General features: G+C 71.6%; 19 protein-coding genes. 12 read left to right on the top strand and 7 right to left on the bottom strand.

Features of this window, described 5'->3' with window-relative positions:
• Nucleotides 1–20: 20 nt before the first annotated feature.
• The 6 genes from ACPCJR_RS07095 to ACPCJR_RS07070 all read left to right on the top strand — a co-directional run bounded on the left by ACPCJR_RS07095 (nucleotide 21) and on the right by ACPCJR_RS07070 (nucleotide 8,744).
• Nucleotides 21–941 carry an aldo/keto reductase gene (locus tag ACPCJR_RS07095; protein WP_391511389.1) on the top strand — a complete coding sequence of 307 codons (921 nt, stop codon included), beginning with the start codon at nucleotides 21–23 and terminating at the stop codon, nucleotides 939–941.
• Nucleotides 931–1,656, top strand: a complete 726-nt coding sequence (locus tag ACPCJR_RS07090) for an NADPH-dependent F420 reductase (protein WP_391511390.1) — start codon at nucleotides 931–933, stop codon at nucleotides 1,654–1,656. The genes ACPCJR_RS07095 and ACPCJR_RS07090 overlap by 11 nt, the downstream gene beginning before the upstream one ends.
• Nucleotides 1,653–3,005: an NTP/NDP exchange transporter gene (locus ACPCJR_RS07085; protein WP_391511391.1), complete on the top strand. Its 1,353-nt coding sequence runs from the start codon at nucleotides 1,653–1,655 to the stop codon at nucleotides 3,003–3,005. Before ACPCJR_RS07090 ends, ACPCJR_RS07085 begins: the two co-directional genes overlap by 4 nt.
• Nucleotides 3,006–3,304: 299 nt before the next feature.
• Nucleotides 3,305–6,535 (top strand): efflux RND transporter permease subunit, encoded by a 3,231-nt coding sequence (locus ACPCJR_RS07080; protein ID WP_391511392.1) that lies wholly within the window; start codon nucleotides 3,305–3,307, stop codon nucleotides 6,533–6,535.
• A 31-nt stretch (nucleotides 6,536–6,566) separates the two neighbouring features.
• Nucleotides 6,567–7,844: an efflux RND transporter periplasmic adaptor subunit gene (locus ACPCJR_RS07075; RefSeq protein ID WP_391511393.1), complete on the top strand. Its 1,278-nt coding sequence runs from the start codon at nucleotides 6,567–6,569 to the stop codon at nucleotides 7,842–7,844.
• 300 nt (nucleotides 7,845–8,144) lie between these two features.
• Nucleotides 8,145–8,744 carry a cysteine hydrolase family protein gene (locus tag ACPCJR_RS07070; RefSeq protein WP_391511394.1) on the top strand — a complete coding sequence of 200 codons (600 nt, stop codon included), beginning with the start codon at nucleotides 8,145–8,147 and terminating at the stop codon, nucleotides 8,742–8,744.
• Nucleotides 8,745–8,851: 107 nt separating this feature from the next.
• Here ACPCJR_RS07070 and ACPCJR_RS07065 read toward each other — a convergent pair whose 3' ends face one another.
• The gene (locus tag ACPCJR_RS07065) at nucleotides 8,852–9,082 is read right to left on the bottom strand and encodes a hypothetical protein (protein WP_391511395.1); all 231 of its coding nucleotides are present in this window, start codon (nucleotides 9,080–9,082) and stop codon (nucleotides 8,852–8,854) included.
• Between the two features lie 328 nt (nucleotides 9,083–9,410).
• Here ACPCJR_RS07065 and ACPCJR_RS07060 point away from each other — a divergent pair, with 328 nt between their 5' ends.
• Nucleotides 9,411–10,442 carry an aldo/keto reductase gene (locus tag ACPCJR_RS07060; RefSeq protein WP_391511396.1) on the top strand — a complete coding sequence of 344 codons (1,032 nt, stop codon included), beginning with the start codon at nucleotides 9,411–9,413 and terminating at the stop codon, nucleotides 10,440–10,442.
• Between the two features lie 249 nt (nucleotides 10,443–10,691).
• Here the strand turns inward: ACPCJR_RS07060 and ACPCJR_RS07055 are convergent, their stop codons facing one another.
• The 3 genes from ACPCJR_RS07055 to ACPCJR_RS07045 all read right to left on the bottom strand — a co-directional run bounded on the left by ACPCJR_RS07055 (nucleotide 10,692) and on the right by ACPCJR_RS07045 (nucleotide 11,524).
• Complete coding sequence (locus tag ACPCJR_RS07055) at nucleotides 10,692–10,910, bottom strand: hypothetical protein (protein ID WP_391511397.1); 219 nt, start codon at nucleotides 10,908–10,910, stop codon at nucleotides 10,692–10,694.
• A gap of 3 nt (nucleotides 10,911–10,913) precedes the next feature.
• Complete coding sequence (locus ACPCJR_RS07050) at nucleotides 10,914–11,096, bottom strand: hypothetical protein (protein ID WP_391511654.1); 183 nt, start codon at nucleotides 11,094–11,096, stop codon at nucleotides 10,914–10,916.
• 140 nt (nucleotides 11,097–11,236) lie between these two features.
• Nucleotides 11,237–11,524 carry a hypothetical protein gene (locus ACPCJR_RS07045; RefSeq protein ID WP_391511398.1) on the bottom strand — a complete coding sequence of 96 codons (288 nt, stop codon included), beginning with the start codon at nucleotides 11,522–11,524 and terminating at the stop codon, nucleotides 11,237–11,239.
• A 186-nt stretch (nucleotides 11,525–11,710) separates the two neighbouring features.
• On the opposite strand from ACPCJR_RS07045, the gene ACPCJR_RS07040 reads away from it, so the two are divergent.
• From ACPCJR_RS07040 to ACPCJR_RS07025, 4 genes are read left to right on the top strand one after another with little or no spacing between them, the layout of a single operon-like run.
• The gene (locus ACPCJR_RS07040; RefSeq protein WP_391511399.1) at nucleotides 11,711–12,892 is read left to right on the top strand and encodes an acyl-CoA dehydrogenase family protein; all 1,182 of its coding nucleotides are present in this window, start codon (nucleotides 11,711–11,713) and stop codon (nucleotides 12,890–12,892) included.
• Nucleotides 12,889–13,509 carry an SAM-dependent methyltransferase gene (locus ACPCJR_RS07035; RefSeq protein ID WP_391511400.1) on the top strand — a complete coding sequence of 207 codons (621 nt, stop codon included), beginning with the start codon at nucleotides 12,889–12,891 and terminating at the stop codon, nucleotides 13,507–13,509. Before ACPCJR_RS07040 ends, ACPCJR_RS07035 begins: the two co-directional genes overlap by 4 nt.
• A complete protein-coding gene (locus ACPCJR_RS07030) occupies nucleotides 13,496–14,206 on the top strand; it encodes a cytochrome b/b6 domain-containing protein (protein ID WP_391511401.1) in 711 nt (236 codons plus the stop codon). The genes ACPCJR_RS07035 and ACPCJR_RS07030 overlap by 14 nt, the downstream gene beginning before the upstream one ends.
• On the top strand, nucleotides 14,203–14,961 hold the full coding sequence (locus tag ACPCJR_RS07025; protein ID WP_391511402.1) for a molybdopterin-dependent oxidoreductase: 759 nt from the start codon (nucleotides 14,203–14,205) through the stop codon (nucleotides 14,959–14,961). Before ACPCJR_RS07030 ends, ACPCJR_RS07025 begins: the two co-directional genes overlap by 4 nt.
• Nucleotides 14,962–15,054: 93 nt before the next feature.
• Here ACPCJR_RS07025 and ACPCJR_RS07020 read toward each other — a convergent pair whose 3' ends face one another.
• The 3 genes from ACPCJR_RS07020 to ACPCJR_RS07010 are packed head-to-tail and all read right to left on the bottom strand — an operon-like array spanning nucleotide 15,055 to nucleotide 17,923.
• Nucleotides 15,055–15,828 carry an ABC transporter ATP-binding protein gene (locus tag ACPCJR_RS07020; RefSeq protein ID WP_391511655.1) on the bottom strand — a complete coding sequence of 258 codons (774 nt, stop codon included), beginning with the start codon at nucleotides 15,826–15,828 and terminating at the stop codon, nucleotides 15,055–15,057.
• Entirely contained in the window at nucleotides 15,825–16,874 is a 1,050-nt protein-coding gene (locus tag ACPCJR_RS07015) for a FecCD family ABC transporter permease (RefSeq protein WP_391511403.1), read from the bottom strand. Before ACPCJR_RS07015 ends, ACPCJR_RS07020 begins: the two co-directional genes overlap by 4 nt.
• Nucleotides 16,871–17,923: an iron ABC transporter substrate-binding protein gene (locus ACPCJR_RS07010; protein ID WP_391511404.1), complete on the bottom strand. Its 1,053-nt coding sequence runs from the start codon at nucleotides 17,921–17,923 to the stop codon at nucleotides 16,871–16,873. Before ACPCJR_RS07010 ends, ACPCJR_RS07015 begins: the two co-directional genes overlap by 4 nt.
• Nucleotides 17,924–18,051: 128 nt before the next feature.
• On the opposite strand from ACPCJR_RS07010, the gene ACPCJR_RS07005 reads away from it, so the two are divergent.
• Nucleotides 18,052–18,915, top strand: a complete 864-nt coding sequence (locus tag ACPCJR_RS07005) for an alpha/beta fold hydrolase (RefSeq protein WP_391511405.1) — start codon at nucleotides 18,052–18,054, stop codon at nucleotides 18,913–18,915.
• Nucleotides 18,916–18,955: the final 40 nt, after the last annotated feature.

Here is an 18,955-nt window from a genome sequence, read left to right as displayed (position 1 = left end):
CGCGAAGGAGGCCCGCACCCATGCTCCTCGTCCCGCCGCTCTCCCGCCGAACCCTCCTGCACGGTGCGGCCCTCGCCGCCGGGGCGAGTCTCCTTCCGCGCCCGGCCCGTGCCGCGGACGCCCTGATCACCCGGCCGATCCCCTCCTCCGGCGAGCGCCTGCCGGCCATGGGCATCGGCACCTCGCGCCGCTACGAGGTCGCGGTGACGCCCGAGGCCACCGCTCCCTTGCGCGAGGCGGTCGAGCGCTTCGTGGCACTCGGCGGGACGGTGATCGACACCGCCCCGAGCTACGGCACGGCGGAGGACGTGCTCGGCCTGATCCTCGAAGGCCTGCGCGAAAAGATCTTCCTCGCCACCAAGGTCGCCGCCCGCGGCCGGGAGGCGGCCCAGGCCGAGACCGAGCGCTCGTTCCAGCGCCTGCGCACGGACAGGATCGACCTGATCGCCGTGCACAATCTGATCGACACGGAGGTGAACCTCGCGGTCCTGCGCGCCCTGAAGGACAAGGGCCGCATCCGCTATGTCGGCGTCACGGTCTGGCGCGACGACCAGTTCCCGGACCTCGAAGCGGTGATGAAACGCGAAAAGCTCGATTTCGTGCAGGTGAACTACGCCCTCGACAGCCGCGCCGCGGCCGAGCGCATCCTGCCGCTGGCCGCCGAGCGGGGCGTGGCGGTGATGGTCAACGTGCCCTTCGGCCGCGACCGCCTGTTCAAGGCGGTGAAGGACAAGCCCCTGCCGGACTTCGCCGCCGCCTTCGGCTGCAAGAGCTGGGCGCAGTTCTTTCTCAAATACGTGCTCGCCAACGAGGCCGTCACCTGCCCGATCCCGGGCATGGCCAAGGCGAGTTACGTCGAGGACAACCTCGCCGCCGCGACCGGGCGGCTGCCGGACGCCGCCGAGCGGCGCAAGATGGAGGCCTTCATCGATGCGATCTGATTCTTTTGCCACGTTCGCGCGGCGCGGCGCCCTCGCGGCCATTCTGTGTACTCTGGCCCTACCCGCGCTCGCCCAATCCGAAACGAGCAAGAAAGTCGGGATCGTGGGGGCGGGCAATATCGGCGGCACGCTCGGCCGGCTCTGGATCAAGGCTGGCTACGAGGTGTTCTTCGCCTCGCGGCATCCCGAGCAGCTGAAGGCGCTCGTGGAGGAACTCGGCCCGAAGGCGCGGGCGGGCACGCCGGCCGAAGCGATCGCCTTCGGCAACGCCGTGCTGCTCGCGGTGCCCTACAAGGCCTATCCGGAGCTGGCCAAGGAGAACGCCGCCGGGCTGAAGGGCAAGGTGGTGATCGATGCCGGCAACGCGGTGAAGGCCCGCGACGGCGCGGTCGCCGACGAGGTCGAGCGCGACGGGATCGGCGCGACCTCCGCCAGGTATCTCGCCGGCGCCCGGGTGGTGCGGGCCTTCAACGCGGCGAACTACAAGATCTTCCAGAAGAATGCCGGGCGGCCCGAGCCGCGCATGGCGGTGCCGATCGCCGGCGACGACCCGAAGGCGCTGGAGACCGCCCGCACCCTGGTCTCGGATGCCGGCTTCGATCCCGTGGTGGTCGGCGAACTGAAGGCGGCCGACACCTTCGCCATGGGCTCGCCCGGCTTCGGGCACGAACTGTCCGCGCCCGAGCTGAAGGCCAAGCTCGGGGTGAAGCCTTGAGCCCAGAGGCGCCGGCCTCGCCTCCCCACCCGCGTCCGGCCTCCCGGCTCGCCCGCCTCGTCGACGTGCGGCCGGGCGAGGGGCCGGCGCTCGCCTGGTCCTGGGCCTACATCTTCGCGCTGCTCGCGAGCTACTACATGCTGCGCCCGATCCGCGACCAGATGGGCGTGGCGGGCGGCCTCGAGAACCTGCCCTGGCTGTTCCTGGCGACCCTCGTCGGGATGCTGGCGCTGAACCTGCCCTTCGCCTGGCTGGTCAAGCGGCTGCCGCGGGCGCGCTTCGTACCCCTCACCTACCGCTTCTTCATCCTCAACATCCTGATCTTTGCCGGCCTCATCGCCTTCGCCGAGGGCGAGACGGCGGTCTGGGTCGGCCGCGCCTTCTTCGTCTGGCTCTCGATCTTCAACCTGTTCGTGGTCTCGATCTTCTGGGCCACGGTGGTGGACGTGTTCTCGACGAGCCAAGGCAAGCGCCTGTTCGGCTTCATCGCCGCGGGCGCCACGCTCGGCGCGATCTGCGGCTCGGCGGTGACGGCGACGCTGGCGCGCGACGTGCCGACCTGGGCGCTGCTGCTGGCCGCCGCTCTGCTCCTGGAGGCGGCGGTCTTTGCCATGCGCGGCCTCGCCCGCCTGATCGGGCGCCTCCACGAGGTGCCGGAGGATGCGCGGGAGGGCGAGACCATCGGCGGCGACGTCTGGGCCGGCATCCGGCGCACGTTCGCCTCGCCCTACCTCCTCAACATCGCGCTGTTTCTGGCGCTGTTCTCGGTCACCGCGACCTTCCTGTATTTCGAGCAGGCGGCGGTGGCCAAGAACAACTTTTCCAGCCGGGGCGCCCAGACCGCCTTCTTCGCCAACGTCGATCTGGCGGTGAACGCCCTGACCCTCGGCGTGCAGCTCTTCCTCACAGGCCGCATCACGAAGTGGCTCGGGGTCGGCGTCACGCTGGCGCTGCTGCCGGCGGCGAGCATCATCGGGTTTGCCGCGCTGGCGCTCTCGCCGACGGTCGCCTCGGTGGTGCTGATCTACGTGCTGCGCCGCGCCGGCAACTTCGCCATCGCCCGGCCGGTGCGCGAGGTGCTGTTCACGGTGGTGCCGCGCGAGGATCGCTACAAGGCCAAAAGCTTCATCGATACGGTGGTCTACCGCCTCGGCGATCAGGTCGGGGCGTGGTCCTATACCGGGCTCGCCGCGCTCGGCTTCGGCGGCCACGCCGCGGCCGTGGTGGCGGTGCCGCTCTCGGCGGCGTGGCTCCTCAACGCGCTCTGGCTCGGCCGGGCGCAGGTGCGGCGGCAGGCGGCGATGGCCGCGGACGACAGTTCGGCGCCGATGCCAGCGCGGACGGGCTGAGGCGCATTGTTTCAAAGGTTATTTTCAGTCTAGCCTCGTATCCGCAGGTCGCTGCGCCGCGCCTCGACGGCCGGGGACAGGCGGCGATGCGGCATCGCGGCACGCGTGTCTTTCTTCCGGCGATCGGACATAGAACAGAAACAGTGCCGTGCGGTATCCGCAGGGTCACAGCCCGTTCCGCGGCTCCGGCAGGCGCGTGTTTCTCACGAAACGCCCGCCGCACTGGCATCGCCAGGGTCGGGGCCGCTGGCGACCGGGAGTTTCGTGAGGCACTCTTACCGGACATCGACCGGAGACCCATGGGACTCGTCCAGTACGCCCTCAAGTTCCGCATCACGACCTACGTGCTCGCCGTGCTGATGATGCTCGGCGGCGTCAGCGCGATCGTCGTGACGCCCAAGGACGTGCTGCCGGCGGTCGACATCCCCGTCGTCGTGGTGGTCTGGACCTATACGGGCCTGTCCGCGCCGGAGATGGAGAAGCGGATCACGACCTATTCCGAATTCGGAATCTCCAACAACGTCAACAACATCGCCCGGATGGAATCGACGAGCCTGCAGGGCACGTCGGTGATGAAGATCTATTTCGACCCCAGCGTCAGCATCGATCTGGCCATCGCCCAGGTCGTCTCCTCCACGAACTCGATCCGCGCCCTGATGCCGCCGGGCGTGCAGCCGCCCGTGATCGTGCGCTTCTCCGCCTCTTCGGTGCCGGTGATCCAGCTCGCGCTGACCTCCACCAAGGACAGCCTCAACAAGGTCTACGATTACGCCCAGTATCGCATCCGCCAGCGCCTGACCCAGGTGCCGGGCTCGACCCTGCCCTCCCCCTTCGGCGGCGCCCCGCGCCAAGTCATGGTCGATCTCGACCTGCACGCGCTCCGGGCCCTCGGGATCACGCCGCTGGAGGTCACCAACGCGGTGACCTCGCAGAACCTGACGATCCCCTCGGGCCTCGCCAAGATTGGCGAGCAGCAATATCCGGTGCAGCTCAACGCGACGCCGGACGCGATCGCGGCCTTGAACGAGATTCCGATCAAGGTGGTCAACGGCCAGCCGGTGCTGGTGCGCGACGTGGCCTATGTCCGCGACGGCGGCCCGCCGCAGGTCAACGTGGTGCGGGCCGACGGCGCCTCCTCGGTGCTGATGCGGGTTCTGAAGAACGGCACCGCCTCGACGCTGGACGTCGTCAACAACGTCAAGGCGGCGCTTCCCGACATCCGCGCGGCCGCGCCCGAGGGGCTGGAGCTCAAGCCGCTGTTCGACCAGTCGGTGTTCGTCTCGAACGCCATCGAGGGGGTGTGGCACGAGGCGGTGATCGCCGCCGCGCTGACGGGCCTGACCATCCTGCTCTTCCTCGGCTCCTGGCGCTCCACCCTGATCGTGCTCGTCTCGATCCCGCTCTGCCTGATGACCTCCCTGGCGCTGCTGGCGGCACTCGGCCACACCATCAACGTGATGACGCTGGGCGGATTGGCGCTGGCCGTCGGCATCCTCGTCGACGACGTGACGGTGGCGATCGAGAACACCTACCGCCTGTTCGAGGAGGGCAAGCCCTTCCGCAACGCCGTGGTCGAGGGCGCGGCGGGCATCGCCAAGCCCGCCCTGATCTCGACGCTCTCGATCTGCGCCGCCTTCGTCTCGGTCTTCGCGCTCACCGACACCCCGAAGTACCTGTTCACGCCGCAGGCGCTCGCGGTCGTGTTCGCGATGCTGACCTCGTATCTCCTCACCCGCACCCTGGTGCCGGTGATGATCGACGTGCTGGTGGCGCGCGAATACCTCCAGCACCACGGCGGTGAGGGCGAGGCCCCGCGCCGCGGCCGGATCGAGCGGGCGCTGGCTTGGCTGCTCTCCCCCGTCTTCCGCTTGGCCGGCGCCTTCCGCCGGGGCTTCGAGGCGCGCTTCGACCGGTTCCACCGCGGCTATGTCGGGCTGCTGCACGCCGTCCTGCGCCACCCGGTCGCGACGGTGACGGGCGTCGTCCTGCTGTTGGCCGGCACCGGCGGGCTCTTCGTCTTCACGGGCCAGGACTACTTCCCGCAGGTCGAATCGAGCCAGATGACGCTCCACCTGCGCACCCGGCCGGGCATGCGCATCGAGACCGCCGAGCAGACCTTCGCCGAGGTCCAGAAGGTGGTGCGCGAGGTGATCCCCGAGGGCGAGATCGACCAGATCCTCGACAACATCGGCATCCCCTCCAACAACTACAACTTCGCCTTCTCCGACGGTTCGTTCGTCTCCTACAACGACGGGCAGATGCTCATCGACCTGAAGGACGAGCACGGCTCCGTCGCCGAGTACCAGCGGCGCCTGCGCGAGACCCTGCGCGAGCGCTTCCCCGACATGATCGTCTACTTCCAGCCCTCCGACATCATCACGCAGATCCTCAATTTCGGGGTGATCGCGCAGATCGACGTGCAGGTCTCGGGGCGCAACACGGTCAAGGACCTGGAGGCCGCCCGGCGCATCGAGGCGCGGCTGAAGGAGACGCCCGGCCTCGTCGACGTGCACCTGCACCAGATCGTCGACACGCCGCAATTCTTCGTGGACGTGGACCGGCGGCTCGCCGCGGAACTCGGCCTGACCCAGCAGCAGGTGGCCCAGAGCCTCAACGTCTCGCTCTCGGGCTCCTTCCAGGTGAATCCGAACTTCTGGACCGATCCGAAGACCGGCATCCCCTACCAGCTCTGGGTGCAGACGCCGGAATACCGCAACGACTCGCTCACCGCGCTCCAGAACACCCCGCTCTTCGCCCGGGCCAACGCCGGCAACGGGCCGGGCGCGCTGACGCTGCTCTCCAGCATCGCCACGATCACCCGCCAGCCGACGCAGACGGTGATCAACCACGTCAACACGCAGCCGACCTTCAACGTCTACGCCGCGGTGCAGGACCGCGACCTCGGCGCGGTCGCCCGGGACATCGACCGGATCGTGGCCGAGGAGCAGAAGACCCTGCCGGCGCCCGACAAGATCACCGTGCGCGGGCAGATCGAGAACATGCGCGCCGCCTTCTTCCGGCTCGGCATCGGCCTCGCCATCGCGGTCATCGCCGTCTACCTCCTGATGGCGGTGAACTATCAGAGCTGGGGCGATCCTTTCGTGGTGCTGGCCGCCCTGCCGATCGCCTTCTGCGGCATCGTGGCGAGCCTGTTCATCACCGGCACCACCTTCTCGATTCCCTCCTTGTTCGGGGCGATCATGTCGGTGGGCATCGCGTCGGCCAACTCGATCCTGCTCGTCACCTTCGCCAAGGAACACCGGGAGGCGACGGGCTGTTCGGCCCACGAGGCGGCCATCGTCGCGGGCGAGACGCGGTTGCGGCCGGTGCTGATGACCGCGAGCGCGATGTTCTTGGGGCTGGTGCCCATGGCACTCGGCACCGGCGAGGGCGGCGAGCAGAACGCGGCGCTCGCCCGCGCCGTGATGGGCGGCATCGCGCTCGGCACGCCCTCGACGCTTCTGTTCGTGCCGTTCCTCTACAGCCTGCTGCGGCGGGGTGAGGCCAAGCCGCTCGAGGATTACGTCTGATGTGCGTGGGTATCGAGAGAAGGATCGTTCCGTGAGCCAGCCCGTCCGGACAGGGGACGACAAGAAAATCCCGCCGCCGCCGGGCAAGGGCGGCTTCGTGCTGGCCGGGCTGATCGCGCTCGGCCTCCTGGCCTATGGCGGCTACGGCCACTGGCAGCGCTCGGCCCGGGCCGAGGCGACGCGCGCCCGGCAAATGGAGTTCGTGCCCAAGGTCCGCACCGAGGAGGCCAAGCGCCTCGACGGGCCGGTGGAACTCACCCTGCCGGGCCAGACCGAGCCCTTCGCCACCGCGCGGATCTACGCCCGCGCCACCGGCTACATCGCCGAGCGGCACGTCGATCTCGGCTCGCGGGTGAAGAAGGGCGACGTGCTCCTGCGCATCGCCGCCCCCGATCTCGACCAGCAACTGGCGCAAGCCGAGGCGCAGCTCGGTCAGCTCGAAGCCCAGCTCTTGCGGGCGAAAGCCATGGTCGATCAGGCCCGAGCCAACGTGAACCTCGCCCAGGTCACCAATTCGCGCACATCGACGCTGGCCGGCCAGGGCTGGGCCTCGAAGCAGACCGCCGACAACACCCAGGCCGGCGTGCTCTCCCAGTCGGCCAACCTCGCCTCGGCCGAGGCCGACGTGAAGGTGGCGCAGGCCAACATCAAGGCGCAGCAGGCGACCGTGGGCCGGCTCAAGGCGCTCACCGGCTTCGAGATCGTCACCGCGCCCTTCGACGGGGTGGTGACGACCCGCAACGTCGATGTCGGCGACCTCGTCCAGGCGGATGCGGGCTCAGGCACGCCGCTCCTGTCGATGGACCGGGACGACGTGCTGCGCATCTCGGTCAACGTGCCGCAGAACGCGGCGGTGGGCGTGCGGCCCGGCATCGCCGCCACGATCAAGGTGCCGCAGATGCCCGACCGCCGCTTCTCCGGCGAGGTCGAGCGCAGCTCGGTGGCCCTGCTCGCCTCCTCGCGCACGCTGACGACGCAGGTCGACGTGCCCAACCCCGACCGCACCCTCCGGCCGGGCCTCTATGTCTACGTGACGCTGGCGATCCCGCGCACCGGCGGCACCACGGTGGCGGTGCCCGCCGAGGCCCTGGTGTTCAACCAGTCCGGCACCCGCGTCGCGGTGGCCCGCGAGGACGACCGCGTGACCTGGGCCGAGGTTCACGTCGCCCGCGACAAGGGCACGGTGGTCGAGGTGGACAAGGGCCTCTCGGGCGGCGAGCGCCTCGTGCTCAGCCCGCCCGCCGACCTCAAGGAAGGAGGCCGCATCGCCCCCCAGGCCCCGAAGCCGGTGCAAGCCGCGCAGCGATAGAGAAACGCCGCGCAGCGATGAGGGCAGCCGCGCCCCCATCCCGAGGTGCGTGGCGAAGACCGCGAGAGATGGTTCCGTCCTTGCGAGGCGGAGCCGAAGCCATCCAGTGCGCCGCCCTGTCCGGACACGTCGCGCCGCTGGATCGCTTCGCTGGCGCTCGCGATGACGGCGGAGCTGGAGCGATCGGAGCCCGATGGGCGGCCACATGCCGCCCGTTGGCCCAATCGGCGGGTTGCGCGGGCGGCCTCGCTCGGCTCACATCCCGCCCGGAAAACGCATCCTGCCGAGAAGGCGCCGCCCATGACCGATCTCAAGACCCTCCGCAGCCTCTCCGGGCTGCCGCCGGAGCCCGCCGCCCTCGCCGGTTCGGCGCTGGTGATGATCGATCTGCAGAACACCTATCGCGAGGGCGTGATGCGCCTGGACGGCGTCGAGCCGGCGCTTCGCGAGGCGCAGGTGCTGCTGGAGCGGGCGCGGGCGGCGGGCATCCCCGTCTTCCACGTGCGCCACGATGCCGGGCCGGGCTCGCCCTACGACCTCACCGCCGCCATCGGCCAGATCAGCGACGAGGTCGCCCCCCGCGAAGGCGAGCCGGTCATCACCAAGGCCTATCCGAGTTCCTTCGTCGGCACCGACCTTCAGGCGCAGCTGGAGGCGGCCGGCGTCAAGGACGTGATCCTGGCCGGCTTCATGACCCACATGTGCGTGAATTCGACGGCCCGGAGCGCCTTCAACCTCGGCCTCCGCCCGACCGTGGTGGCCGCGGCCACCGCCACCCGCGCCCTGCCGGGGCCGGACGGCGCGACCGTGCCGGCCTCGGCGGTCCAGGCGGCGAGCCTCGCCGCACTGGGCGACCTGTTCGCGGTCGTGGCACCGGACGCGGCGGCGATCCGGGGGTAGAGCATCATCCCGAAAGGTGGGTCGCGGCTTTCGGAAAAAGATGATGCAAAAACAAGAGCCCAGCACATCGTCCCGGATCCAGCATCCGGGACGATGTGCTGGGCCGATCAGGCGGCGCGGGCGCGGGGCTGCTCGGCGGCTTGCGTCGGCTGCGCGCCGCCGAACAGGCGCTGGTAGAGGGCGGCCGGGCTGTGGCTGCGGCCTTCCGAGTCCACGATGCGGACATCGCTCATGCCGGAGGTGGTCAGCGACAGGCCCTGCTCCAGGGCGCTCAGCAACGAGCCGTGCTGCCAGGAATAGACGCGCGAGGCGGTGTCGGCGCTGACGGTGAAGCTCACGAAACGCATTCCCGATGTTGGAGGCCGGCCGGCGACGCTGCGGCCGAGCTTGTCGAACAAGACCCGGCCCCGATCCGAGTTCCGTAAAACTTGATGGGAAATAGTGGTTCTTGGTTGACGATTTCTTTGCGGCATTTGACCCTTTCCGTGACGGAACCGCGGAAGGGCCGTGGCGGTACGATGGCAGCGGCGCCATTCGCGTCCCGCAGGGGTCCCGGTCCCGTCCGCCGCATTGCCGGGACGCGCCGGGCTCCTAAGACCTAAGTGGGCAGTCCTGGGTGAGCGGCCTCTCGGGACCGCATCCAGACAGCCATCGCGGAGCAGAGCCATGGAATACCGGCAGTTCGGACGCTCGGGCCTCAAGGTGCCGGTGCTCAGCCTCGGCACGGGCACCTTCGGCGGCACCGACGCCTTCTTCCAGAAATGGGGCAGCACGGGCGTGGCCGAGGCGAGCCGCCTGATCGATCTCTGCCTCGACGCGGGCGTCAACTTCCTCGACACCGCCGACATCTATTCGGGCGGCGATTCCGAGACGATCCTCGGCGAGGCCCTCAAGGGCCGCCGCGAGCGGGTGCTGATCTCCACCAAGGCGACCTTCCGCGCGGGCGAGGGCCCCAACGACGTGGGCTCGTCGCGCCACCACCTGATCCGCGCCTGCGAGGCCAGCCTGAAGCGGCTGAAGACCGACCACATCGACGTCTACTTCATGCACGGCTTCGATGCGCTCACCCCCGTCGAGGAGACCTTGCGCGCGCTCGACGACCTCACCCGGGCCGGCAAGATCGGCTATATCGGCGCCTCGAACTTCTCCGGCTGGCAGTTGATGAAGGCGCTGGCGACCTCGGAGCGGGACGGGCTCGCCCGCTACGTCGTCTATCAGGGCTACTATTCGCTGATCGGCCGCCACTACGAGTGGGAGCTGATGCCGCTGGGCCTCGACCAGGGCGTCGGCCTGATGGTGTGGAGCCCGCTCGGCTGGGGCCGGCTCACGGGCAAGATCCGCCGGGGACAGGCGGCCTCCGGCGGGCGCATCGCCGCGGGCGGCGCCGAGGGCGGGCCGACCGTTCCCGACGCGTACCTCTACGACGTGGTGGATGCCCTCGACGCGGTCGCCGCCGAGACCGGCAAGAGCGTGCCGCAGGTGGCGCTGAACTGGCTGCTGACGCGCCCGACCGTGTGCAACATCGTCATCGGCGCCCGCAACGAGGAGCAGCTGACGCAGAATCTCGGTGCGGTGGGCTGGTCGCTGACCGAGGACCAGATCGCCCGCCTCGACGCGGCGAGCCGGGAGCAGCCGATCTACCCCTATTGGCACCAGACCGGCTTCGACGAGCGCAACCCCAAGCCCACGGCGTGGTGAGGCGATCCGACTCCGCGGCGTCTCCGGACAGGCCGGCCGTGCCGGATCGCTTCGGCTTGAAGCCTCGCGCCGACGCCGGTTGGGGTCGGACGGCTTCCGGCCGATCCGTTCCTCCCCTTTCGTCATGGCGAGGCGAAGCCGTGGCAATCCAGGGCGCGACCCTTCCGGAAGCGTCGCGCCCTGGATCGCTTCGTGCATGCTCGCGATGACGAAGCGGGCAGGACCCGAAGCGTTCGACTTGAAACGAGACTACAGGCTGATCTCGGGGCCGTGCTTGTCGCCGTCATCCGGCACCGGGCCGGCCTCGCCCTGCCAGGGCAGGCTCTGCCAGGGCGGCTGGCCGGCGCGGGCCTCGTACTCTTCCAGCGGCAGGGTGGTCTCGCCGCCCTCCGCATCCCGCACCCGGACATGGGTCGGGCGCGGCTGTTTCGGCGGGCAGAGGAAGAGGCCCTTGAACGAGGCGGCCATCGCTCAGCCTCCCTCCGGTTTCTCGCCCGGGGGCGCGTGGTGCGCGCGCACGGGGCGGGCCCGCAGGTAGCCCTTGACGCGCAGGTACTCGGCGACGATCTCGCAGATCGCCCGGTCCCGGGCCAGGCGCTCGACCGCGCAATGCTCGTCGAGCGCCGCCACGACCTCCGGCGGGAAGGTCAGGATGCCGGCGAGCTTCGGCCCGGACGGGGGCTCGCCGTCGCTCGGGTTCCTTTGCGGGTTCCTTTGCGGGCTCTCCTGCGAGCCCTCCTGGACAGTCTCTTGCTCTTGAACAGTCTCTTGCACGCTCTCTCGCCCTCCCCGCTTCATTGGCCCGACCCGGACGGCGGAAGGCCGTGCTCGGGTGTCGGGATGACGCCGAGGCCGCCCGGGTCGCCGGGATCGGCGGCGCCCAGGCGCCGCAGCAGCGCCGTGTAGGTCTGCACCGCCGGGGAATCGGTCTGGATTGCGCGGGTGTCGGCGAGCAGGCGCTGCACGTCCTCCACGAACCGCTCCCGTGCCTGCCCTCCCCCCGGGCTCACCTCGAATAGCCGGGTGAGCGCCAGTTCGAACACGCCCACGAGAAGGCCGAGCCGCTCGGTCTCGTCCGCCATGCATCCCTCCGCCCGGCCAAGGCATGGCGATCACGCCCCGGTCGACGGGGGAACGCCGAGGGCGAGCCTCCCGGTTCCCGGCTCCCGTCGCGCGTGCATCGTTCACGGGTTCGTGTAAGCGGGACTGGGAACTCCCGCGACGCTTCTCGGGCTGTTCCCGGTGTCCCCCTCGACATCGAGCCCCCTTTGCCGCCCTCCGCTCTCCTTCCCCTTGCCTGGCCCCGCACGGCGTCCGACGAGGAATCGTGCGACGCGAGAGCGGAGGCGGCATCGAAGGATTCATCGGAGGCTGGCCCCGGCGGCTTTCCGACCGCGTCGATCGCGCGGCTGCGCCGCGCCGGGCACCTCACCGCACCGCTTCCCGCCGCGCTCGGCGGCACCGGCCTGTGCGCGCCCGAGCGCGTGGACGCGCTGCGGGCGCTGCTCACCGAGGTCGGCCGGGAGAACCTCGCGGTCGGGCGGCTCTACGAGGGGCACGTCAACGCGCTCGCCCTCGTGCTGCGCTACGCCGACGCCGCCGTGATCGAGGCCTTCGCCCGCGACGCCCGCGAGGGTCACCTCTTCGGCGTCTGGAACACCGAGCCGGCCGAGGGCGGTCTCACCCTCGACGCCGGGGGCGGGCTGCACGGCGCCAAGAGCTACGCCTCGGGGGCCGGCTTCGTTACCCGCCCGCTCGTGACGGCACGGCTTCCCGACGGGCGCCGCCTGATGCTGGTGATGCGGATGGAGGCCGGCCGGCGGGCCGACCTGTCGGCGTGGCGCGTCCACGGCATGCGGGCGACCGCGACCGGCACGGTCGATTTCTCGGGCCTCGGCCTGCGGGACGGGGCGGTGATCGGCGCCGCCGACGATTACGGGCGCCAGCCCTTCTTCTTCGCGGGGGCGTGGCGCTTCCTGGCGGTCCAGCTCGGCGGCATCGAGGCGGTGATCGAGACCCACCGCGCGCATCTGGCCGCCACGGACCGGGCGGGCGACCCGCACCAGCAGGCCCGGTTCGGGCGGGCCATGGTCGCGGCGGAGACGAGCCGGCTGCTCGTGGAGCGCGCCGCCCGGCTCGCCGCGGCCGAGGAGGGCGCGCCCGAGCGGATCATCGCCTACGTCAACCTCGCCCGCGCCGCGGTCGAGCAGGCCGGGCTCGACGTGATCGCGCTGGCCCAGCGCTCGATCGGGCTGGCGGGCTTCCTCGAATCGCATCCGCTGGAGGGCCTGATGCGCGACCTCGCCACCTATCTGCGCCAGCCCGCCCCGGACGCCGCCCTGACGGGCATGGCCGCGCACGTGATGGCGGCCCGCGAGCCGCTTCACGCCCTCTGGCCCGACGCGCCCGCCCCCGAGCCGTCGCCCCGCCCGACGAAGGTGTTCGGATGAGCGGGCGGCGGACGGAGACGCTGCCGGAGCGCTACTTTTCGGAGATCTACGCCTCCGATCCCGATCCCTGGCGCTTCACCTCCAGCCCCTACGAGGCGGAGAAATACGCCGCGACCCTGCGCGCCCTGCCGCGGGCGCGCTACGGCCACGCCCTGGAGATCGGCTGCTCGATCGGCGTCTTCACCGGCGCGCTCGCCCCCCGCTGCGCGTCGCTGACCGCCCTCGACCCGGCCGAGGCGGCCCTCGCGGCGGCCCGGGCGCGGTGCGCCGAGTTCCCTCAGGTCCGCTTCGTCCGCGGCGCGGTGCCGGAGGTCTGGCCGGAGGGCCGGTTCGACCTCATGGTGTTCGGTGAGGTCCTGTACTTCCTCAGCCCGCCGGACCTGGAGCGTCTGGTCGCGCGCGTGGCGGCGAGCCTGGAGCCGGGCGGCGACTGCATCCTCGTGCACTGGCTCGGCGAGACGGATTACCCCCTCTCCGGCGACGCGGCGTCGGAGGGCTTCATCGCCGGGACGCGGGCCTTCTGCCATCCGCTGGCCGGCGCGCGCACGGCGCAGTACCGCCTCGACGTGCTGCGGCGGTTCGGCGGCGGGGAGGCGGGGCGCGATGGCGGGTCGTGAGGGAACCTCGACCCCGCGTCACCCGCTCTGGGTGCGCCTGACCCACTGGATCAACACCGGTGCCTTCCTGGCCCTCGTGGTCAGCGGTTTTGCCATCCTGCTCGCCCTGCCCCGCCTGTTCTGGGGCGAGACCGGCGCCAACGCCGCTCCGGCCTGGATCGTCCTGCCGCTGCCGGTGAACCTCGAACAGACGGGCTGGGGCCGCAACCTCCACTTCCTCGCCGCCTGGATCTTCGTGCTCAACGGCGCGCTCTATCTCCTCCTCGCGCTGGTCAGCGGGCATCTCCTGCGCCGCCTCGCCCCCGACGGCGATCAGCTCCGGCCCCGGCACGTCGCGGCCGACATCCGCGCGCACCTGCATCTCAAGGGGCCGGGCGTGGCGAGCCGCTACAACGTCCTGCAGAAGCTTGCCTATCTCGGCGTCATCCTCGTGCTCGGGCCGGTGATGCTGCTCTCGGGCCTCACCATGTCGCCCGGCGTCACGGCGGCCTACCCCGAGCTGTTCACCCTGTTCGGCGGCCGGCAATCGGCGCGCACGATCCATTTCCTGGCGGCGGCCCTGTTCGTCGGCTTCCTCCTCATCCACATCTGGCAGGTGCTCGCCAACGGGCCGCTCGCCCTGATGCGGGGCATGATCACCGGACGCGCTGCCCAGGCCAAGTCGGGGCCGATCCAAGCGAGAGAGGACGTGCGATGAGCGATCTCACGCGCCGCAGGCTGGTTCTCGGCTCCTCGGCGCTCGGGCTCGGCGGCGTCCTGGGCAGCGCTCTGGGCGGCTGCGAGCTGATCGAGAACGGCGGCCCGCGCCGATCCGGCCTCTACGGCCTGAGCGACACCCTGACGCTCGCGACGCAACGCTTCCTCCTGCGCGACCAGCCGCTGGTGCGGGAGTTCGGGCCGGAGGCGATCTCGGCGGTGTTTCCCACCATCAACACCACCGATCCGGACGATCCCGCCTACCGGCGCTCGAAGGCGGTCGGGTTCTCCGACTGGCGCCTGCCGGTGAGCGGGCTCGTGGAGCGGCCGGGCGCCTTCACGCTGGCCGAGCTGCGGGCGATGCCGGCCCGCACGCAGGTGACGCTGCACGCCTGCGAGCAGGGCTGGTCGGCCATCGGCGGCTGGACCGGCGTGCCGCTCTCCCACGTGCTGGCCAGCGTCGGCCTGAAGCGCGAGGCCCGCTTCATCGTCATCCGCAGCGTGGACGGCTGGTGGGACACCTACGACCTGTTCGACGCCCTGCACCCGCAGACGATCCTCGCCTACGGCATGAACGGCGGCGACCTGCCCGTGGCCCACGGCGCGCCGGTGCGTCTGCGGGTGGAGCGCCAGCTCGGCTACAAGTCGCTGAAATACCTCGCCAGCATCGAGGCCACCGACCGCGTGGACGGGCTCGGCCAGGGCCGGGGCAGCATGGTCTCGGAGCTCGGATTTTCCTGGTACGCGGGGATTTGAGATTGGTTTCAGGTGGTCCGTTCGGCTTCGCCTCGCGACGACGAAAGCGGGTCGAACCCGAAGCGTTCAACCGGACGGTATGATCCGGTCTGCTCACCCGATCAGCGGCGTGCAGACCGTCCGGCCCTGCCCCGGCAGCGGCACCACCGCCACCTCGACCCCGTAGAGCAGCCGCAGGCTCTCCGGCGTCACCGTCTCCGCCGGGGGACCCAGCGCCACGAGGCGCCCGCCATGCAGCAGCGCCACCCGGTCGGCGCAGAGGAAGGCGTGGCCGGGATCGTGGGTCGAGAGCACCACGGCGATGCCGCGCTCGGACAGGCGCCGCACCTGGGTCAGGACCCGGGCCTGATTGCCGAAATCGAGGCTCGCCGTCGGCTCGTCCATCACGAGGAGGCGCGGCTCCCCCGCCAGCGCCCGGGCGATCAGGGCGAGCTGGCGCTCGCCGCCGCTGATCTCGGTGTAGATCCGCTCCGCCAGATGCCCGATGCCCAGCATCGCCAGCGCCCGCTCGGCCGCCGCCCGGTCTGCGGGGCCGGGCCCGGCGAAGGCGGGCAGCCGGCTGGCGCGGCCCATCAGAACCACGTCGCGCACGCTGAAAGGGAAGAAGGCCGCGTGCGCCTGCGGCACGTAGCCGATCTTCTTCGCGATCTCGCGGCGCGGCAGCTCGGCCAGGTCGGTGCCGTCCAGAAGGACGCGGCCGGCGAGCGGGCGCAGCAGCCCGAGCAGGGTCTTGAACAGGGTGGTCTTGCCGCCGCCGTTCGGCCCGAGCAGGCACAGCGCCTCCCCCTCGGCCAGCGTCAGGCTAACCTCGGAACCGACCGCGCGGGCGCCGTAGCCGAAGGCGAGATCCTGGACCTCCAGCATCAGGCCCATCCCCGCCGGGCGGTCGCCAGCAGCCAGAGGAAGAACGGCGCGCCGACGAGCGCCGTGAGGATGCCGAGCGGCACCTCGATCGGGGCGATCGTGCGGGCCAGGAGATCGACCGCCGTGAGGTAGCCCGCGCCGAGCAGCATCGAGGCCGGCAGCAGGCGCCGGAAATCCGGCCCGACCAGCAGCCGGGCCACGTGCGGCACGATCAGCCCGATCCAGCCGATCACCCCCGTGACCGAGACCGCGGCGGCGGTGACCAGCGTCGCGCCCGTCACCAGGACGGGGCGGATCACCCGCGTCTCGAGCCCGAGCGCCCGCGCCTCCTCGTCGCCGAGGCTCATCAGGTTCACGCGCCAGCGCAGCAGCACCAGCGGCGCCAGCCCGGCGAGCATCGCCGGCAGGATCGCGCCGACATCGCCCGGGGTCACGGAGGCGAGGCTGCCGAGCAGCCAGAAGGTGATGGCGGGCAGCTGGTTGTAGGGGTCGGCCAGCACCTTCAGGAGCGAGATGCCCGCGCCGAGCAGCGCCCCGACCGCGACGCCCGCGAGCACCAGCGTCAGCACCGGATCGTGCCGCCGCACCGCGAGCCCGACGGCGTAGACGCTGCCGACGGCGGCGAGCCCGCCCGCGAAGGCGAGCCCCTGGATCGCCGCCACCGGCAGGGCGAGCACGATGCCGAGCACCGCGCCGAGGCTCGCCCCCGCCGAGACGCCGAGGATGTCCGGCGAGACCAGGGGATTGCGGAACAATCCCTGATAGGTCGCCCCCGCCGCGGCGAGCCCGGCGCCGACCACGAGCGCCCCGAGCACCCGGGGCAGGCGCACCTGCCAGACCACGGTCGCGACGGTCGGGTCGAGCACGGAGGCGCCGCCGAACAGCTTGGCGGCGAGGACGGAGAAGACGTCGGCCAGCGCCACGGGGTAGCGGCCGATGCCGAGGGAGACCAGCACGAGGAGGATCAGCGCCGCCGGGGCCAGCACGGCCAGCCCGAGGCCGCGCCAGCGCGCCGGCCGGGCCGCGGCGGTGCTCGCCGTTCCACTCACCGGGTGGCCCCGGGCCCGGCGGCCGTGCGCAGGAGGCGGTCGAGCTGCGCGGGGCTCAGTTCCACCCGGTAGAAGCGCCGGTAGAAGTCGCGCACGGCGTCCCCCAGGGTCTGCGGGAAGCGTTCCGGATAGAACAGCCCGGCGAGCCAGCGCAGGCCGATCAGGCGGTTGACGCCGGGCGGCGCGTCGATCCAGCCGAAGGGCAGCACGGGCGTGGCGTGGACGCGGCCCTCGCGCACGGCCTTCAGCCCGTTCCAGAGCGGGTCGGCGGCGGCCAGCTTCGGGAAGTCGGGGTCGAGGGCGAGGATCACGTCCGGGTTCCAGACCAGCACCTGCTCGGGCGAGACCGCGGCGAGCCCGCCGGCGCCCGGCCCCGCCACGTTGCGCCCGCCCGCGGCCTCGATGATCTCCGTGTTGATCGAGCCGGCGAGCCCCGTCTCCAGGCCCCGCGGCCCCCGCCCGTAATAGACCCGCGGGCGTCGCTCCTCCGGCACCGCGGCGACGGCCTCCGCCACCGCCCGCAGGATCTTTTCCGATTCCGCGGCGAGCGCTTCCGCCTCCTCCGGCGCGCCGACCAGGGCGCCGAGGGTGCGGTAGGTCTCCGGCGTGGCCCCGAAGCGGCCGTCGAGCAGCAGGTAGGGAATGCCGGTCTGGGCCTGCACCCGGTCGGCGAGGGAGGCGTAGGTCGCGCCCGTGCTGCCCACATCGATGATGAGGTCGGGCTTGAGGGCCAGCACCGCCTCGACATTGGCCGTGTTGCCCCGGCCCGTCAGCCGCCCGGTGGCGAGCAGGTCTCGCGCCTCCGGGCTCAGAAAGTCGCGCTCGTCGGGGCTCGGCGCGCGGGGCCAGCCGACCATCTTGTCCGGCGCCAGGGTGTAGAGCAGCACCGCCGCGGGCGGCCCGGCGGCGAGCACGCGGCTCACCCGCTCCGGCACCTCGACCCGGCGCCCGGCCGCGTCGGTGACCGGACGCGCAGCCGCGGGGTCGGGGGCGAGGCAGGGCCAGAGGCAGGCGAGCGCCAGGGCGAGCCGGAGACGGAGCGAGGGCATCGGGGCGGATCTCTCCCGTGGTATCGCCCCACCTATAGCGCCTGCGCGCCCGGTTGGCGTCGCGTCCGAACCGCGCTCGCCCTGCCCGGTTGCTCCGGCACCGTTCCTCCCGCGAGAGCGCCCCACCGATGCTCGAACCGGCCGTCCGCCACCGCCACGTCGCCCTCGACGGGCTTCGCCTGCACCTCGCCGAGGCGGGACCGGAGGACGGTCCGCCGACGATCCTGCTGCACGGCTTTCCCGAATTCTGGTTTGGCTGGCGCCACCAGATCGGGCCGCTCGCGGGAAGCGGCCTGCGCCTGCTCGTGCCCGACCAGCGCGGCTACGGTCTCAGCGACCGGCCGCGGGGGATTGCCGCCTACCATCTCGACCGGCTGGCCGCCGACGTGGTCGCCCTGGCCGATGCCTGCGGCGCCGGCCGCTTCCGCCTCGTCGGGCACGATTGGGGCGGGCTCGTCGCCTTCTGGGTGGCGAGCCTCCGTCCGGAGCGGGTCGAGCGGCTCGCGGTGCTGAACGCGTTCCATCCGGGCGTGTTCGGCCCCTATCTCCGGGCCCATCCGGGCCAGCTTCTGCGCAGCGCCTATGCCGGACTCTTCCAGGTGCCGCGACTGCCCGAGCGGCTCCTGACGGCGCGGGACAGCGCTCTCCTGCGGGCGTTGATGCGGCGCTCGGCTCGCCCCGGTACCTTCGGCCCGGCCGAACTCGACCGCTACGCCCGGGAATGGGCGCGCCCCGGCGCGGTCACGGCGATGCTCGACTGGTACAGGGCGCTGGCCCGCCTGCCCCGCGCGCGCCACCCGCGCCCGGTCACCGCGCCGACGCTGATCCTGTGGGGCGAGCGCGACGCGGCGCTCCAGCCGGGCCTGGCGACCGCGAGCCTCGCCCTGTGCGAACGGGGACGCTTGCAGCGCTTTCCGGACGCGACCCACTGGGTGCAGCACGAGGCGCCCGAGGCGGTCAACGCGGCGCTGATCGACTTCCTGCACGCTTGACGCGCGCTTCGACGAAGAAGGGGCGTCGGAGCGGCAGGCT

The sequence above is a fragment of the Methylobacterium sp. NPDC097929 genome, from assembly GCF_049543375.1.
Taxonomy (GTDB): Bacteria; Pseudomonadota; Alphaproteobacteria; order Rhizobiales; family Beijerinckiaceae; genus Methylobacterium.
Note: the sequence above shows the minus strand (reverse complement) of the source record. Positions and strands in the feature narration are given on the sequence as shown.